15 protein-coding genes are annotated in these 16,006 nt (G+C 67.2%); 1 reads left to right on the top strand and 14 read right to left on the bottom strand.

What is annotated here, in order from left to right:
- Window positions 1–60 precede the first annotated feature (60 nt).
- Window positions 61–1,143 (bottom strand): IS110 family transposase, encoded by a 1,083-nt coding sequence (locus tag QM732_RS03370; protein WP_415654785.1) that lies wholly within the window; start codon window positions 1,141–1,143, stop codon window positions 61–63.
- Window positions 1,144–1,494: 351 nt separating this feature from the next.
- Between QM732_RS03370 and QM732_RS03365 the strand changes: the two genes are divergently transcribed.
- Window positions 1,495–2,949 carry a tyrosine-type recombinase/integrase gene (locus tag QM732_RS03365; RefSeq protein ID WP_415654784.1) on the top strand — a complete coding sequence of 485 codons (1,455 nt, stop codon included), beginning with the start codon at window positions 1,495–1,497 and terminating at the stop codon, window positions 2,947–2,949.
- A gap of 102 nt (window positions 2,950–3,051) precedes the next feature.
- Here the strand turns inward: QM732_RS03365 and QM732_RS03360 are convergent, their stop codons facing one another.
- Genes QM732_RS03360 through QM732_RS03300 form a run of 13 tightly spaced genes read right to left on the bottom strand, consistent with a single transcriptional unit; the run spans window position 3,052 to window position 15,675 of the window.
- Window positions 3,052–4,545, bottom strand: a complete 1,494-nt coding sequence (locus QM732_RS03360; protein ID WP_415654783.1) for an amidase — start codon at window positions 4,543–4,545, stop codon at window positions 3,052–3,054.
- The gene (locus tag QM732_RS03355; protein ID WP_415654782.1) at window positions 4,542–5,948 is read right to left on the bottom strand and encodes an allophanate hydrolase; all 1,407 of its coding nucleotides are present in this window, start codon (window positions 5,946–5,948) and stop codon (window positions 4,542–4,544) included. The genes QM732_RS03360 and QM732_RS03355 overlap by 4 nt, the downstream gene beginning before the upstream one ends.
- 1 nt (window position 5,949) lies before the next feature.
- Entirely contained in the window at window positions 5,950–6,696 is a 747-nt protein-coding gene (locus QM732_RS03350; RefSeq protein WP_415654781.1) for an ABC transporter permease, read from the bottom strand.
- A gap of 7 nt (window positions 6,697–6,703) precedes the next feature.
- On the bottom strand, window positions 6,704–7,657 hold the full coding sequence (locus QM732_RS03345; RefSeq protein ID WP_415654780.1) for an ABC transporter substrate-binding protein: 954 nt from the start codon (window positions 7,655–7,657) through the stop codon (window positions 6,704–6,706).
- Between the two features lie 2 nt (window positions 7,658–7,659).
- On the bottom strand, window positions 7,660–8,568 hold the full coding sequence (locus tag QM732_RS03340) for an ABC transporter ATP-binding protein (RefSeq protein ID WP_415654779.1): 909 nt from the start codon (window positions 8,566–8,568) through the stop codon (window positions 7,660–7,662).
- Between the two features lie 2 nt (window positions 8,569–8,570).
- Window positions 8,571–8,858, bottom strand: coding sequence for a DUF971 domain-containing protein (locus tag QM732_RS03335; protein ID WP_415654778.1), 288 nt, complete (start codon window positions 8,856–8,858; stop codon window positions 8,571–8,573).
- Window positions 8,855–9,832 (bottom strand): HEAT repeat domain-containing protein, encoded by a 978-nt coding sequence (locus QM732_RS03330; protein ID WP_415654777.1) that lies wholly within the window; start codon window positions 9,830–9,832, stop codon window positions 8,855–8,857. The genes QM732_RS03335 and QM732_RS03330 overlap by 4 nt, the downstream gene beginning before the upstream one ends.
- Window positions 9,829–10,668, bottom strand: a complete 840-nt coding sequence (locus QM732_RS03325; protein ID WP_415654776.1) for an ABC transporter ATP-binding protein — start codon at window positions 10,666–10,668, stop codon at window positions 9,829–9,831. The genes QM732_RS03330 and QM732_RS03325 overlap by 4 nt, the downstream gene beginning before the upstream one ends.
- A complete protein-coding gene (locus QM732_RS03320) occupies window positions 10,665–11,495 on the bottom strand; it encodes an ABC transporter permease (protein ID WP_415654775.1) in 831 nt (276 codons plus the stop codon). Before QM732_RS03320 ends, QM732_RS03325 begins: the two co-directional genes overlap by 4 nt.
- 10 nt (window positions 11,496–11,505) lie before the next feature.
- Window positions 11,506–12,903: an ABC transporter substrate-binding protein gene (locus QM732_RS03315; RefSeq protein WP_415654774.1), complete on the bottom strand. Its 1,398-nt coding sequence runs from the start codon at window positions 12,901–12,903 to the stop codon at window positions 11,506–11,508.
- Between the two features lie 11 nt (window positions 12,904–12,914).
- A complete protein-coding gene (locus QM732_RS03310) occupies window positions 12,915–13,175 on the bottom strand; it encodes a ferredoxin family protein (protein WP_415654773.1) in 261 nt (86 codons plus the stop codon).
- An 11-nt stretch (window positions 13,176–13,186) separates the two neighbouring features.
- Window positions 13,187–14,914 (bottom strand): fumarate reductase/succinate dehydrogenase flavoprotein subunit, encoded by a 1,728-nt coding sequence (locus tag QM732_RS03305; protein ID WP_415654772.1) that lies wholly within the window; start codon window positions 14,912–14,914, stop codon window positions 13,187–13,189.
- Entirely contained in the window at window positions 14,911–15,675 is a 765-nt protein-coding gene (locus tag QM732_RS03300; protein ID WP_415654771.1) for a GntR family transcriptional regulator, read from the bottom strand. Before QM732_RS03300 ends, QM732_RS03305 begins: the two co-directional genes overlap by 4 nt.
- Window positions 15,676–16,006: the final 331 nt, after the last annotated feature.

The following is a 16,006-nucleotide window of genomic DNA, read 5'->3' as shown; positions in this document are numbered from 1 at the left end:
GTGTGATGCATCTTCGAACGCACGTCTACGGGGAAGAACTTGTTCGTTGGTGAGTGGTTTTCAGGCCGGCTTCACGGCCGGTATCGGCGGCACCTCGCCGGGCTTGACCGACACGTAATTCGGATCGAACTCGCGGCCCTTGGTCAACAGCGCCCAGACGATGCGCGCGTTCTTGTTGGCCAGCGCCACCACGGCCTTCTGCCAGCCCACGCGGGCCAGCAACTGCACCAGCCACTGCGAGATCTTGTCGCTGCGTTTGTGGGCCGTCATCACCGCCGACTTCGCGCCCTGGATCAGCAGCGTGCGCAGGTAGTCGTCGCCGCGTTTGGTGATGCGCCCGAGCTGCGTCTTGCCGCCGCTGGAGTTCTGCCGGGGCACCAGGCCCAGCCACGACCCGAATTGCGCGCCGTTCTTGAACTGCGTGAAGTCGCCCACCGTGGCGACCAGCGCCGAAGCGGTCACGGGGCCGATGCCGGCCAACTGGGCGGCCGCCTTGGCCTGCGCGTCGGTGCGTACGTGCGCGGCGATGCGCTCGTCGCAACTGGCGATGTGGCACTCCAACTCGATCCAGTGCAGTCGAGCCTCCTGCAGCGCCAGCCGGGCGATGCCGGGCAGTTCGTTGCTGGCGTCCTCAAGCACGTCGGCCAGGCCCAGGCGCAACGTGTCGGGGCTTTGTGCGAAGACGATGCCGAACTCGGTGAGCAGGCCGCGGATGCGGTTGATGCAGGCGGTGCGGTCCTCCTTGTAGCCCTCGCGCAGGCGGTGGATGGCCAGCAAGGCCTGCTGGGCGGGCGTCTTCACCGGCACGAAGCGCATGTGCGGTCGGCCGGCAGCCTCGCAGATCGCCGCAGCGTCGGCCGCGTCGTTCTTGCCGCCCTTGCCGGCCATGCGGTAGGGCGTGACGAAGTGGCCGGCGATGAGGCGCGCATCCAGGCCGAAGCCGCGCAGCTTGCGCGCCCAGTGATGGGCGCCGCCGCAGGCCTCCATGGCGACCAGGCAGCCGGCCGGCAGTTGCACGCACCAGGCGGCGAACTTGTCGGCGGGCAGGGCCTTGGCGGCCACGACGCGGCCGGTGGCATCGACGGCGTGGACCTGGATCACGCGCTTGGCCAGATCGACCCCAACTCGGGTAATCTCGTTCATGGGCTTCCCCTTTCACATGGCTGCAGATTGACGATTCGCACCATCAATCTTGGCGCCTCGACGCCGTTGGCCAGAAGGTGGGAAGTCCCTTCGTATTCGATCTACTTCGTAAAAAATGGTCGGGACGGCGGGATTCGAACTCGCTACCCCTTGCACCCCATGGAATTATTGAAGCGCTCCTTGTGACCTGCGTGTTGATCATGCCGCTCCTGGAAAAATCTTAAAAGTCCATTAAAATCAATAAGTTGAGAATGGGCTGATGGGGTCGATGTTGTCCCGCGAGGTTCACTGAGATCCCACAAAAGCCCGTCTCTGGTATCCCCATGGGTATCCCCATGGAACGGAGGCGCTGTGACTAGATATCCGAAGGCGGGCAAGGGTGGTCGCTGGACCGAGTTGGCATTGAAAGCCGTCACGGCGGCTTGGCATGGAGACACGCTCGCCGATGGCGATGGCCTGAACGGCGAAGCCCGCGCTACGGCAGATGGGCGCGTGGCGGTCTCCTTCAGGTACGGCTACAAGTGGTTTGGGTCAGGCAAGAAGCACTATTGCGGGACTTGGCCAGACATCAGCCTCGCAGCCATTCGCGCTGAACGGGATCGGGCAAGGGCGCTTGTCAAAAGCGGAGTCAGTCCCACTGATGCCAAGCGCGCGGCGAAGATCGATTCGCAAGCTGCAGTAGAGGCCACCATTGCGCTGGCTGCCCGTCAAGAAGCCGAGAACCTAAGCTTTCGAGCGATGTTTGAGGCATGGGTCTTGGATGGTGTTCGACGTGCCGATGACAACGCCGAGTTGCGTCGCAGCTTCGAGAAGGACGTGCTCCCCCTCCTCGGTGCAAAGCCGGTGCGCGCTGTGGAAGAGGGTGATGTGAGGTCGGTACTGCGCGCAGTGATCAGCCGGGGCGCCTACCGGATGGCTTCGCGCGCATATGCCGACATGGTGCAGCTGTTTGCCTGGGCTGAACAACGAAAGCCTTGGCGCGCGCTCATGATCGAGGGCAACCCGATGAAACTCGTCGAGCTGGCCAGGCTACTGCCCCATGGATGCGATCCGGACGCCGAGCGCGACCGGGTGTTGTCGGGCGACGAGCTTCGAGAATTGCGGATCAAGTTGACGGACATGGAGGCCACGTATTCAGCGGCACCTGCCGGCACAAAGTACAGCGTGGACCGCCCGCTGAAGAAGGAGACCGAACTCGCACTTTGGATATGTCTAGGCACGTTGTGCCGCATCGGTGAACTTCTGATGTCTCGCTGGGAACACGTGAATCTGACGACCGGCGAATGGTTCGTCCCAGCGAGCAACACCAAGACCCGCGTTGATTGGAAGGTCTATCTTTCTCCGTTCGCGCTTCGGCAGTTCAAGGCCTTGCACACGCTGACCGGTGACACAGCCTTTTGCTTCCCGGCGCGCGCGCCGGCGGGCGCAGCGCCCGCGCAGCATGTATGTACCAAGTCTGTGTCGAAGCAGATCGGCGATCGCCAGACCCAATTCAAGAAGCGCTCCGGGCCGCTGAAGCACCGCAAGCATGACAACTCGCTCGTCTTGTCCGGGGGAAAGATGGGCGAGTGGACGCCACACGATTTGCGACGTACGGGCGCGACGATGATGCAGCAATTGGGCGTGTCACTTGATCTGATTGACCGCTGTCAGAACCATGTGCTCGCCGGAGGGCGCGTTCGTCGAGCCTATTTGCATCACGACTATGCGTCTGAGAAGCGTGAGGCGTGGAGCAAGTTGGGCGACCGGATCGAGCTCTTGTTGGAGAATTCGAACGTCGTCCAGCTAGCGAACTGGCGGGCGTGAAGCTGATCGCCGGACGGGTGCAATTGCAGGCTTGATGGGGCCTAAGTCTCCGCGGACATCTTCGTTTTCTGTCGCCTTCGCGATTTGCCTCATCTCGGCACGTCAGCAACGATTCATCACATGAACAGCTGGCCGTGGTGCCAAGGGCTGAATGACTCGTTGCACCGCGGCGCCGGCTTGCAGTAGTGCGGTTTCCTCTCCCCAGCGACCGTAGAGCTGGATACCCATTGGCAAGCCTTCTGTGTCGAGCCCAGCGGCTAATGCAAGCGCGGGCAGCCCAGCTTCGTTGGCTGGCATGGTGTATCGCCCAGCATCCAGAAAGTTCTCCAAAAAGCCTTCAAACTCGTGCGCGACAGCCGGTGAAAGAGTTGTATTGGCCAATGGAGTGGAGAACGGCACCACAGGCAATAACAACACGTCAAAACGCTCAAGGAGCTTTCCAAATGCGAGAGCGGTCTTGACGTTGTCGCCTAGGTACCGCATGAGATCCGACTGACCATAGTCGGACGAGGCCCGCCAGTATCCCTGGACGCCGGGTGAGAGGCTTGCTACCTGTTCTGGCGATAGATCTCCATGCGTCAGCCGCCACGAGGCGGCGCGCATGCCGGCCCAGAAAGTCTTGAACGAGCGCCACAGCACCGACCAGTCGGGCAGATCGGCAGGGCAGATGTCTTCGACGTGGTGACCGTCCCGGTCTAGAGCTGCGGCGACATTGCGCACGACGGCGGCACGTTGCGGCTCGCAGCCGCCAGGGCGGCCGAAAGCGTCGGTGGTGAAGCCGACGTGCAGCGGGCGTGGTAGGTCCCGCCCCAACGCGGCCAGCGCCTGCGTGGGGCCGCTGTGCTGGCCGGCGCTGTAGAGCTTGCCGAGCGGGGCGGGCTCGGACGTTGCCGCGTCGAGCGCGAGGGCCGTGTCTTCCAACGTCCGCGCGAACACACCTTCGACCATCGATGTGTTTAGCAGCTCGTTCACATGCCAGGGCAGCGGCAGCAGGCCGCGGCTGACCTTCAGGCCGACGAGGCCGTTCAGCGCGGCCGGCTGGCGGATGGAGCCGGCGCCGTCGGTCGCGTGGGTGAGAGGCACGACGCCCGCAGCGACGAGCGCGGCGCTGCCGCCTGACGAGCCGCCGGCCGTGCGGGCTGTGTTCCACGGGTTGCGGGTGACCTGCAGGCCGCGGTAGACAGTGCTGGTGTCATAGCCCATGCCAAGTTCGGCGGTCGTCGCGCGGCCGAGCACCTGCACCCCCTGCTTCAGCCACGCGGCGGGCAGCGGGTCGGTGCGGGTGACGACTTCGTCGCGGTGCAGCGCCGAGCCGTTCTCACGCTTGAGGCCTGCAATGGAGGAGCCAAGGTCTTTCAGGAAGAAGGGCACGCCAGCGAGCAGGCCCTCGCGGGCTGGCGGTAAGGCCACGTCGGGCGCGTGGTGCGGTTCGTCGAGCAATTCGACGAGAGCGCTGATCTGCGGCTCGACACGCAGTGCGGCGGCGTGGGCTTGGGCGGCGACTTCGGCGGCCGAGACCTCGCCGCGGCGCACGTGGTCGGCGATGTCGACAGCGCCGAGCGCGGACCAGCGCTCCCAGCTGTACGGATGCGTCATGTGGGGATGTTCCCCAGGCGATGCCCGCTCGCGCCCAGCCGGCCGCCGAGGCGTTGCTGCACGGCCCGTGCGAGCGCGCCGATGGGGCGCTCGCTGAAGCTCGGGCCGACGATCTGCAGGCCGAAGGGCAGGCCGTCGTCGCGCCAGCCGGCGGGCACGCTGACGGCGGCTAGGCGCAACGGGTTGGCGAAGTAGGTGTAGTGGCCCATGCGGCTGTTGGCGAGCATGGGCTCGGCGTCCACCTCGGCCACGGTGGGGATGCGTCCGACGGTGGGTGTGACGAGCAGCGTGTCGCGCAGCCGGCGGCCGACCTCTCGTTGCAATGTGCGCAGGCGGTAAAGGGCGCCGAAGGTGTCGGCGGCGCTGTAGTCGCGGCTGGCGAGCAGTGCCTGCTTGACAGCCGGGTGCACGGCGCCAGGGTGTTGCTCGACGGTGCGGCCGTAGGTCAGCCAGCGCTCGGCGATCAGCGGGCCGCCGAAGACGAGGCGGCCGGCTTCGAGGAAGGGCGCGAAGTCGATCTCTTCTCGCTCGCCGCCGAGCGCGGTGAGCACGTCGAGCGTGCGCTCCCACGCACGGCGTTGTGCGTCGTCGCCGAAGAAGTCCAGGTGCGGCGCTGCAGGCACCGCGAAGCGCCAGCGCGCGGGCAGCGCGCCGGGTTGCCAGGCGGTGGGCTCGGTGGGCAGGTGCTGGCTGGTGTACGGGTCTTCGTCGTCGGGGCCGACGATCTGCTGCAGCACCGCGTAGGCATCGTCCACCGTCAGCGCGAACACGGGCGGCACGTCGAAGCTGCGGTTGCAATACAGGAAGCCGCGCGTGCTGGCCGCGCCCGGTGTGGGCTTGAGGCCGACGACATTGTTCAGCGCGCCGGGCACGCGGCCGGAGCCACCGGTGTCCGATCCGATGGAGAAGGACACGACGCCCGCCGCCACCGCGACCGCCGAGCCCGAGCTGGAGCCGCCGGGCACGACGCGCGCGTCGATGGCGTTGGCGCAGTGGCCGGTGGTGGTGCGCACGCCGACGAGGCCGGTGGCGAACTGGTCCATGTTCTGCTTGCCGACGAGCAGCGCGCCGGCGGCCTGCAGCTTCTCGACGACGGCGGCACTGCGCGTGGGCACGTAGGCGAAGGCGGCACAGCCGGCGCTGGTGGGCCAGCCGGCGACGTCGATGTTGTCCTTCACGCCGAAGGGCAGGCCGTAGAGCGGCAGGGCCTCGCCTCTCGCGCGGCGGGCTTCGAGATCACGGGCCTGCTGGCGAAGTTCGGCCTCGGTGGCGCGGTGCAGCCAGACCTTGTCATCACCGCGCGCGGCCAGGCAGCGCAGCAGTTCGTCGACGAGTTGCCCCGGCGTGAGGTCGCGCGTGGCGTAGGCGCGCGCGAGGGTCTTGAAGTCGAAGCTGTAGCTCATGTCAGGCTTTCCAGTGGACAAGGCGCGTCGAGCCCCACTCGAACAGCTTGTCGGCACACGCCGACACCACACCGAGCAGCACGAGGCCGGCCATCGTGTGGCCGATCTGCATGTTCTGCTGGCTGATTTCCATGCGGTAGGCGATGCCGGCGAAGGCGCCTGCCAGTTCAGCCGCGACGAGCGTGTAGAAGGCGATGCTCACGGCCGTGCGCAGGCCGACGAGGATGACCGGCGCGGCCGCCGGCAGCTGCACCGTCCACAGCAACCGCTGCCGCCCTGTGCCCAGGCTCAGCGCCGCGCGCACGAGGTTTTCGTTGACGCGCTGCACGCCCATGTGAGCCGACAGCCACACTGCGAAGAACACACCCCAGCAGACGAGGAACCACTTGCCCCATTCAGTGAGGCCGAACCAGACGATGACGACCGGCACGAAAGCAATCGGGGGGATGGGCCGCAGCAGTTGCAGCGCGGGCGACAGCAGCCCCGCGATGAAGGGCCGCGTGCCGGTGTGGATGCCCACCAGCACGCCAGCCGCCGCGCCCACCACGTAGCCGACGCCGACGCGGCTCAGGCTGGCGAGCAGGTCAGCCCAGCCGTCGCCGGCGCCGAGGTAGTCCCACAGCGAGTGGGCCACCTCCCATGGCGACGGGAACAGCACCGGGTTGACGAACTGCAGCGCGCTGACGCCCTGCCACAGCGCGATCAGCAGCGGCACCGAGGCCAGGCGGGCGACTTGCGAGGCGTTCATGGTCCCGTCAGAGCTTCACGCGCGTCGACGCGACTTCCTTCAGCGGGCCGGTCTGGATGACCGCCGAGAAGTCCGGCAGCGTCGTCGCGCCACCGGCCGCGTTGCCGCTGTCGATGCGCCATTGCGCATGCTTGGTCAGCGCCTTGTTGGTGAGGTCGTCCAGCACCAGCTCGAACACATAGTCGTTCCAGACTTCAGCGAGGTCCTCGCGCTTCATGCCGGTCAGTTGTGCAGTCAGCGTGATGGCGTCCTCACGGTTGGCCTTGAGCCACCGCTCGGCATCCAGCAGCGCTCGCAGGAAACTGGCGAGCAGCTTGGGGTTCTTCCTGGCGTAGTCGTCGGTGACGACGACGTTGAAGGTCTCGGAGTAGACGTTCTCCAGCGACAGCAGCTTCGCCTTGTCGCCCAGCGCCTTGCGGCCATTGGCGACATACGGTTCCCAGATGTTGTACGCGTCGATGCTGCCCGACGCGGCCGCGGCAATCATGTCCTGCGGGCGCAGGTTGACGAGGGTCACGTCGGCCTTGGTGAGGCCGATGCGCTTGAGCAGCTCGTGCGTGTAGACCTCGCTGCCGGTGCCGGCGGCGTAGCCGATGCGCTTGCCCTTCAGGTCGGCCGGCGTCTTGTAGCCGGGCGCGACGACGAGGGTCTTCAGCTCCGAATACTCCATGCGCGCGACGAGGGCGACCTTCTGCCTGGCGAAGGTGGCCGCCGTGACGGGCGCCTCGGCCGCGGTGGCGATCTCGGCGCCGCCGCCGAGCACCGTCTCCAGCGCTTGGCGGCCGGACGTGAAGTTGGCGATGCTCACCTCCAGCCCCTGCTGCTGGAAGTAGCCCTTGTTCTGCGCGATCAGCGGCAGCGCGGAGATGGGCGACAGGTTGATGGCGAGGCGGACCTTGTCGGCCGCGGCGGCGTGCAGCGACAGGGCGACGCCGGCGATGAGTACGAGGGAACGGATCATGGTCATGGGGCTTGGCGGTGGGAAGGGAGTTCGGCGGCCATGGCCTGCAGGCTTTCCTCGCGGATGGCGGCGCGCAGCGTGCGCACGTGGGCCAGCGCCTCGGGCGAGTCCAGCAGGTCATGGTGGCGCGGGCGCGGCAGGTCGATGCGCAGCTCGGCCTTGATGCGGCCCGGCCGCGCGGTCATCGCGTAGACACGGTCGGAGAGGAACACGGCCTCTTCGATGTCGTGCGTGATGAAGAGCACCGAGGTGCGGTAGCGCGTCCAGATGTCGAGCAGGATCTCCTGCATGACGATGCGGGTCTGCGCGTCGAGTGCGCCGAAAGGCTCGTCCAGCAGCAGCACGCGTGGGTTGTTGGCCAGCGCGCGCACGATGCCCACGCGCTGGCGCATGCCGCCGGACAGTTGCTCGGGGTAGTGGCCGGCAAAGCCCATCAGCCCGCAGCGCACGAGCAGCTCGTCGACGATCTCGGCTCGCTCGGCCTTGGGCAGGCCGCGCACCTGCAGGCCGTACTCGACATTGCCGCGCACGGTGAGCCAGGGGAAGAGCGAGTACTGCTGGAACACGACGCCGCGCTCGGGGCCGGGCGCGGTGATGGCTTGGCCGTCCAGTTCGGCGCGGCCCAGGGTCGCGCACACGAAGCCGGCCGCCACGTTGAGCAGCGTGCTCTTGCCGCAGCCCGACGGCCCGACGATGGACACGAATTCGCCCTCGCCGACATGCAAGTCCACGCCCTGCACGGCCTCCACGCGCTGCCGGCCGGTGCCGAGCGTGACGCCGAGGTCTCTGAAACGGATTCCGCCGCCGTGGCGCGCGGTCTGGCGCGGCTCGGCGGGCTGCCGGCCTGCATCTGCCAAGTCCGCCGTGCCGTTGTCATTGCCGATGACGTCGCGTTCGGTGAAGCGGAACATGGTCAGTCCTGAACAGCCGCAGCCGACAGCTCGTGCAGCCAGTCCCACGGGTAGATGCCACGATCGTGGCCGTCGCTGAAGACGAGGTTGATCGCGTAGCTGCCCACCGGGACCGCGTCGACGAGATCGGCCGGCGCAGCGGCTGGCTCGCCACGCCCGGCGCGCGCGCGGCAGCCGCCGCAGCGACAGGCGGCGCGCAGGCGGGCAGCGGACAGTTCCGCGATGCCGTCAGCCCAGCGCAGGCGCAGCGCGCCGGGCGTCAGGTCGACGGCCTCAGGCACGGCGTTCATCGGTCGACTCCGGCGGGTGCGCCCAGGCGCTGCAACGACAGTCGCACGGCCTTGCGGACCTCAGGGTCCGGGTCGGCGCCCGCGGCCTGCAGCACCGGCACGGCGCTCGCGTCGCCGATGTCGCCGAGCGCGATGGCCGCCTCCTTGCGCAGGTTGCCGGCGGGGTGGATGAGCGCCTGGCTCAGCACGGGCACGGCCTGCACGTCGGCGATGCGGCCGAGGGCCCGGGCGGCGCGCAGGCGCACTTGCCAGTAGTCGTCGTCCATCGCGGCGCGCAGCGCGCCGGCCGCAGCCGTGGCGCGCAGCTTGCCGAGCGTGGAGGCGGCTTCCTCGCGGATGTTCCAGGCCGGGTCCTGCAGCGCTTCGCAGAGCGCGGCCTGAACTCCGGGTACCTGATCGGCCGTGGCGAGGCCGAGGGCGCCGGCGGCCGCGCGGCGGACTTCGGCGTCGGCATCGCCGATGACGACGCGCGTCAGCAGCGGCAGCGCCGCCGCGTGCTTGAGCCAGCCGAGCACGGCGACGGCCTCGCGGCGCACCGTGGCGTCGGCATGCTGCAGGGCCGCGAGCGCCGGCGTGGCGGCGGCGGGCACACGCAGTTCGCGCAGTGCCCGCAGCGCGGCTGCGCTGATGAAGGCATCGGCCGACGCGGCGTGTGCCAGCAGGCGCTGGCCGGAACGCGGGTCCTTCAGCTCGGTGAGCGACTGGGCAGCGGCGGTCGAGACTTCCGCCGTGTCGCTCAGCGCGGTGGCGAGGGCGTCGACGACCGCGGGTTCATCCCAGCCCGCCAGCGCGCGGGCGGCTTCGGCGCGCAGCGTGGGCTCGGGGTCGTGGCGCAGCAGTTGCGCGAGGGCCGGCAGCAGGGCTTCGTCCTCGACATCGGCAAAATCCAGCACGGCGACGCGGCGCACGCTGGCGTCGGGGTCGGCCAGGCGGTCGAGCAGGTCCTGCACTTCGGGGTCGATCAGGTTGGTCATACAGCGAAGCGCCATTGCGGCGCGCCAAGGGGTGAGAGCCGTTCCAGCGGCGGTGCGAGACCGTCCTCGCGCAGCAGCGCGAGGCAGCGGCGCTTGAGCTGCACGAAGGCGGGGTCGGTCAGCAGCGCTGCGCTGCGGGGGCGGGCGAAATCGAGCTTCAGTTCTTCGACGATGCGGCCGGGGCGAGGGCCGATGACGAGCACGCGATCGGCGAGGAAGAGGGCTTCGTCGATGTCGTGCGTGACGAACACGACGGTCGTGCGCATGCGCGTCCACAAGTCCAGCAACAGCTCCTGCATGCGGCTGCGCGTCAACGCGTCGAGCGCGCCGAAGGGCTCGTCCATCAGCAGCACGCGCGGGTTGTTGATGAGCACGCGCGCGATCTCCACGCGCTGCTGCATGCCGCCGGACAGCTCGCGCGGGTAGCGGTGCTCGAAGCCTTGCAGGCCGACGAGCTGCAGCAGTTCCACCGCGCGATGCTCACGCGCGGCACGCGGTACGCCCTTCATCTTCAACCCGTAGCCGACGTTGTCGAGCACGGTCTTCCAAGGGAACAGCGTGTGCTGCTGAAAGACGAGGCCGCGGTCGGGGTCGGGGCCGGTGATGGGCTCAAAGTCCAGCGTGACTTGGCCGTGCGAGGGCGCGAGGTGCCCGGCCAGCGCACCCAGCAGCGTGGATTTGCCGCAGCCTGAGGGCCCCAGCAGGCAGACGAACTCGCCGGGCTCGATGGTGACGGACAGGTCGTGCAGTACCTCGAAGCGTGCCGGGCCTTCGCCGAGTTCGATGGACAGGCGGTCGACCTGGATGCGGCCGTCCTTGTTCGTCGTTTCAGTCATCGCTTTGCTCCCTGCCAGGGCATGAGCCGGGCACCGGCCCAGGTGATGAGCGCGCTGCTGCCCATGCCCAAGGCGCCGATGACGAGCATGCCGACGACGATGTTGGGATAGGCCTGCACCGTGTAGCTCTCCCACGTGTAGTAGCCGATGCCGTACTGGCCGGCGATCATTTCGGCGGTGACGAGGCAGAACCAGCAAGTGCCCATTCCGATGGACAGGCCTGTAACGATGCTGGGTGCGGCGCCCGGTGCGATGACTTCGGTGAAGAGACGCCAGCCTCGGGTGCCAAGGCCGCGGGCGGAGGCGACGAGGCGCACGTCCACATGCTGCACACCGTGGATGGTGTTGAGCAGGATGGGGAAAAGCGCGCCGACGAAGGTGATGTAGATCATGCTGCCCTCGGACGATGGGAACATCAGGATCGACAGCGGAATCCACGCGACGGCGGGGATGGGGCGCAGCACTTCCAGCGGGGGCAGCAGCAGCTTGTTTGCCAGTGGGATGCGGCCGATGAGCAGACCCAGCGTCACGCCCAGCACGGCCGCGAGGCCGAAGCCGGCGCCGACGCGGGTCAGGCTGCTGTACAGATGCGGCCAGAGTTTGGGCGATTGCGCGAGTTGTAGTGCGGCATCCAACACCTCCGCGGGACGAGGCGTGTTGGAGAAGGTGACGAAGCCCAGGTTGATGCGGTAGGCGCAGGCCAGTTGCCAAAGCAGTAGGCAGCCCATGAGGGACAGCAACTGCAGCGACAACCGGGCCAGCGGCCAGCGCCGGGCCAGACGCGTTTCGCGGCGTGGTGCAGCGGTTGCGGGAAGGACGGCGCTCATCAGCGCCTCGTCAGCGAACGGCCTTGGCCGCGGCCTGCGCGCCGGCAAAGTCCAGCGCCTTGCCCTTCACCGCGGAGGCGTAGGCATTGGCGGCGTCCTTCTGCAGGAAGGCACTCAGCTGGCCCTTGCCGTCGACGACGAAGGACGCGTTGGGCGCCAGCAGCTTGATGCGATGCACGAGGTCATGCACGTAGACCGCGCGCGTCCTCTTGCCCTCGCCCTCCAGCTTGCGCAGGTCCGCAAACGCACCCTCAATGCTGGCGTAGTGCCGCACCTTGGGCTCGCCGACAACCCAGATGCCCGCCACGCGCTGGACGTCGGTGATCGGCTTGCCGGTCACGAAGTCGTTTGCCTTCAGGGCAGCCTTGTCGTAGTTCTTCAGCCGGGCCTCGTAGTCGATGCCAGACGCCTTGAACGCTGCCCGGATGTACTGGTCATCGACGAAGGTCTCTGCCTTCAACGGCGACTCGCGGCCCATCAGCTTCAGCGTCTCGATGGACGTCGCCAGCGCCTTGCGGTACTCGGGCTTCCAGGTCAGGTCGCGCGTCTGAAGACCGAGCGGCCCGTGGTACAGATAGTTCACACCGGCCTCGATGCCGGTGACCTTTTCGATCAGCTCACTGTACTTCTCGGGCTCGGAAGCGATCAGTCGGTCCGCTTCAAGTGCCGCACGCAAGAAGGCGACGACGATCTCGGGGTACTTCTTCGCATACTCACCCGACACCAGCGAGCCGTGGTAAGTCGGTGCCGAGGCCTGCGCGCCGTCGTAGATCTTGCGGGCGATTCCGCGGTGCTCGAAGAGTTCCGCGAAGGGCACGAAGTCGGCGTGCGCCTCAATCTTGTTGGCCTGCAGCGCGGGGCCGGCCACCTCGGGCGCCTGCGTGATGATGTTGACGTCCTTCTGCGGGTCCCAGCCCTGGCTGGCGACAGCGCGCAACAGCATGCCATGGGCCGTGGATGCGAAGGGCACGGAGATCGTGCGGCCCTTGAGCTCGGACAGCGACGTGATGGTCGATGCCTTGGGGACCACGATGCCGTTGCCGCTGCCCAGCGTGCTGCCCGACAGCACGGTCAGGAAGATGCTGTTCTTGCCGGCTTTCAGGAAGGCGGCACCGTTGTTGGAGCCGGGGAAGTCGGCCATGGAGCCGATGTCCAGCTTGTCTGCCACCATCTCGTTGGTCAGCGGCGCGCCGGAGGTGAAGTTCTTCCACTGGATGTCGTAGGTGACGCCCTTGTATTTGCCGTCCTTGGGCAGGTACTTTTCCAGCAGCTTGAGTTCGCGGATCAGCAGGCCGCCGGTGGCGCAGTTGATCGTCGTGTCCTGTGTGCCGATGGCGACACGGATGGTTTCGGCATTGACGATGCCGTTGAAGGCCAGGGACAGGGCGAGGAGAGTCAGCTTTTTCATGGTGGTGGAGGTCAGCGCAACAGGTAAGGGATCTCGACGTGGACGGCTCCTGTGGGGCAGTCCTTCTCGCAGGGCATGCAGTACCAGCACTCGTCGAACTTCATGTAGGCCGTGCCCTTGCTGAGGTCGATGGCCAGCACATCGAGCGGACAGACGTCCACGCAAACGGTGCAACCCTTGTGAGCGATGCACTTGTCGGCATCGACGGTGACGGGCACCTGCGAAGGCGTCAGGGCCTGCGGGCGGATGGGGGTGGTCATGACGGTGCTCATGAAGTGATCCTTCAAGCGGGGACGGCTTCCGCGGGAATGCGAAGGCGTGCGTAGGCCGAGCTGTCGGCCTGGGCGATGGGGACGATGTAGGGCTCGATGGCGCGCTTGAAGCAGGCCATGCGGCCCTGCGCGTCCTTGTGCAGCTGGGCGTGCACACGCCAGTCGGCGTCGTTGGTCTCGGGGTAGTCGACGCGCGCGTGGTACAGGCCCCAGCGGCTCTCGGTGCGGAACAGCGATGCCCGCGCGGCCATCTCGGCGCAGTCACGGATGGCGTGCACTTCCATCGCCCGCATCAACTCGTGCGGGTCGCGGGCCTGCAGCTGGTCGAGGTCTTCGCGGATGCCTTCGAAGCGTTCCAGACCAATCTCCATCTTCTTCGTGACCTTGGGCGGCTGCAGGTAGTCGTTGACCATCCGGCGCAGCTTGAACTCGACTTGGTTGGGTGGAAGGCCTTTGTCACGCAGCAGAGGCGCTTGCACGCGGGCGCGCTCGGCCTCGACCTGGGCCGCATCCACCGGCGCGAAGTCGTGCTCGGCGCAGAAGGCCGTGCTGCTCTCGCCGGCCAGCTTGCCGTAGACGAAGGCGCCGAGCATGTAGTTGTGCGGCACGCAGGCCATGTCGCCCGCGGAGTGCAGGCCGGCCACCGTCGTCTGCGCATGCTCGTTGACCCACACGCCCGAGGCCGAGTGGCCGCTGCACAGGCCGATCTCGGAGATGTGCATCTCCACCATGCGCTCGCGGTAGTCCGTGCCGCGGCCGGCGTGGAAGCGGCCGCGGCTGGGCCGCTCGTTGGTGTGCAGGATGGTCTCGATCTCCTGGATCGTTTCCTCGGCCAAGTGGTCCAGCTTCAGGAACACCGGGCCGTTGCCACCCTGCAGCTCGCGATAGAACTCCCACATCATCTGGCCCGACCAGTAGTCGCACTCGATGAAGCGCTGGCCTTGCGCGTTGGTCGTGTAGCCGCCGAAGGGGCCGGTCACGTAAGCACAGGCTGGGCCGTTGTAGTCCTTGATCAGCGGGTTGATCTGGAAGCACTCGATGCCCGACAACTCGGCGCCTGCGTGGAAGGCCATGCTGTAGCCGTCGCCCGCGTTGGTGGGGTTCTCGTAGGTGCCGAACAGGTAGCCGCTGGCCGGCAGGCCCAGGCGCCCGGCTGCGCCGCAGGCCAGCACGACGCTCTTGGCACGGATGACGTGGAAATCCGTCGTGCGGCAGTCGAAGGCCATCGCGCCGGCGATGCGCCCCTCGTGCGTCAGCAGCCGCGTGGCGACGAGGCGGTTGGTGATCTCCACCCGCGCGCGCTTCAGCTGGCGGTAAAGCACCTTCTTGATGTCGTGGCCCTCGGGCATGGGCAGGACGTAGCTGCCCATGTGGTGGACCTTCTTAACGGCGTAGTCGCCGGTCTCGTCCTTCTCGAACTTGACACCCCAGCGGTCCAGCTCCTCGACCATCGCGTGGCTGTTGGCCGCATAGGCCATGACCGTCTTCTGATTGACGATGCCGTCGTTGGCGACGGTGATCTCGCGCACGTACTGCTCGGGCGTGGCGTGGCCGGGCAGCACGGCGTTGTTGAGCCCGTCCATGCCCATGCTGATGGCGCCGCTGCGCTTGACGTTGGCCTTCTCCAGCAGCAGCACGCGCAGCTTCGGATTGGCCTGCTTGGCCTTGACGGCCGCCATCGGGCCGGCGGTGCCGCCGCCGATGACGAGTACGTCGACTTCGGTTTCTATGGTGTTCATTTGAGATTCGGGCCGCGTTGCAGGCGCAGCCGGTACTGGAAGTTGTCGGCGCGGCAGTACAGGTGCTCGTAGTCGAGCGGCCGGCCGTCGGTGCCGTGCGTGAGTCTTTCGATGTGCAGCAGCGGTGCGCCACGGTCCACGCCGAGCAGCGCGGCCTGTTCAGCGTCGGCGAGCTGGGCGTCCATGACGAGGTCGGCATGGCCGAGCGGCGCGGCGCAGTCGGCTTCGAGGATGCCGAATATGTCGCGCACGGCCAGGTCTTCGCGGGCCACACGCTGGCCGAGTGCGAGCGGCAGCCAGGTCAGGTCCAGCGACACCGGTTGGCTGCCGACATGCCGCACGCGGCGGATCTCGGTGACGAGATCTCCGGCCGTGAGCAACAGGCGCTGGGCGACGTCTTCGGTCGCCGGCACCATGCTCACGGACAGGACGCGGTTGTAGGTGTCGTGGCCCAATGCCCCCATGGCCTCGGCAAATCCTTGCAGCCGGCCGAGTTCCTGGAAGGGCTTGGTTGGCGAGACGAAGCTGCCCTTGCCCGCCACCTTGAAGATGACGCGCTCCTTCTGCAGGTCACCCAGTGCCTGCCTCACGGTGATGCGGCTGACGCCGTACAGGCCCATCAGCGCGCTCTCGGAGGGCAGCCGATCATGCGGCTGCCAAGCGCCGCTGACGATGCGTTCGCGGATGTCCTCGCGGATGCGGCTGTACAGCCGCACGGCGGCAGGGCCAGGATGTAAGGGGGCGTCAGCGACGGCGTTCATGCTCAGTGAGAGAGAGGGCCTGACCTGTCATGTCAGGTTCCGCAATCTAGGTGAGCGTCCTAGCGCTGACTACGAACAAAAACGGTGATGCTTATGCGAGCTGCCGAGGCTCTGAGCTCAATGGTGTGAGCTGTGGATGTCGCGTATAGCCACTGCGCCAAAGACTCCAGAGGTGCCCTGGATGCGCGCGGACTCGGGACCGATGAGTCAGCAGCACCGATGCCCAGATGTTGCATCGCTGTAGCTTGGTCGGCGTTTCAAGGTCCACGTGAACGGCACGCATACTCGACGAGATCCCATGCGGACGACAGCGTCGGCAATCGCATTTAGG

The organism is Roseateles sp., from assembly GCF_047654805.1.
Classification (GTDB): domain Bacteria; phylum Pseudomonadota; class Gammaproteobacteria; order Burkholderiales; family Burkholderiaceae_C; genus Pelomonas.
This window is presented reverse-complemented; position numbering and strand designations above follow the sequence as displayed.

What these genes read in the sequence shown, in the direction of transcription:
- QM732_RS03300 (WP_415654771.1), bottom strand. Translation starts at nt 15,675, where the DNA reads ATGAACGCCGTCGCTGACGCCCCCTTACATCCTGGCCCTGCCGCCGTG.
- QM732_RS03345 (WP_415654780.1), bottom strand. Translation starts at nt 7,657, where the DNA reads ATGATCCGTTCCCTCGTACTCATCGCCGGCGTCGCCCTGTCGCTGCAC.
- QM732_RS03350 (WP_415654781.1), bottom strand. Translation starts at nt 6,696, where the DNA reads ATGAACGCCTCGCAAGTCGCCCGCCTGGCCTCGGTGCCGCTGCTGATC.
- QM732_RS03335 (WP_415654778.1), bottom strand. Translation starts at nt 8,858, where the DNA reads ATGAACGCCGTGCCTGAGGCCGTCGACCTGACGCCCGGCGCGCTGCGC.
- QM732_RS03330 (WP_415654777.1), bottom strand. Translation starts at nt 9,832, where the DNA reads ATGACCAACCTGATCGACCCCGAAGTGCAGGACCTGCTCGACCGCCTG.
- QM732_RS03370 (WP_415654785.1), bottom strand. Translation starts at nt 1,143, where the DNA reads ATGAACGAGATTACCCGAGTTGGGGTCGATCTGGCCAAGCGCGTGATC.
- QM732_RS03305 (WP_415654772.1), bottom strand. Translation starts at nt 14,914, where the DNA reads ATGAACACCATAGAAACCGAAGTCGACGTACTCGTCATCGGCGGCGGC.
- QM732_RS03315 (WP_415654774.1), bottom strand. Translation starts at nt 12,903, where the DNA reads ATGAAAAAGCTGACTCTCCTCGCCCTGTCCCTGGCCTTCAACGGCATC.
- QM732_RS03340 (WP_415654779.1), bottom strand. Translation starts at nt 8,568, where the DNA reads ATGTTCCGCTTCACCGAACGCGACGTCATCGGCAATGACAACGGCACG.
- QM732_RS03360 (WP_415654783.1), bottom strand. Translation starts at nt 4,545, where the DNA reads ATGACGCATCCGTACAGCTGGGAGCGCTGGTCCGCGCTCGGCGCTGTC.
- QM732_RS03320 (WP_415654775.1), bottom strand. Translation starts at nt 11,495, where the DNA reads ATGAGCGCCGTCCTTCCCGCAACCGCTGCACCACGCCGCGAAACGCGT.
- QM732_RS03310 (WP_415654773.1), bottom strand. Translation starts at nt 13,175, where the DNA reads ATGAGCACCGTCATGACCACCCCCATCCGCCCGCAGGCCCTGACGCCT.
- QM732_RS03325 (WP_415654776.1), bottom strand. Translation starts at nt 10,668, where the DNA reads ATGACTGAAACGACGAACAAGGACGGCCGCATCCAGGTCGACCGCCTG.
- QM732_RS03355 (WP_415654782.1), bottom strand. Translation starts at nt 5,948, where the DNA reads ATGAGCTACAGCTTCGACTTCAAGACCCTCGCGCGCGCCTACGCCACG.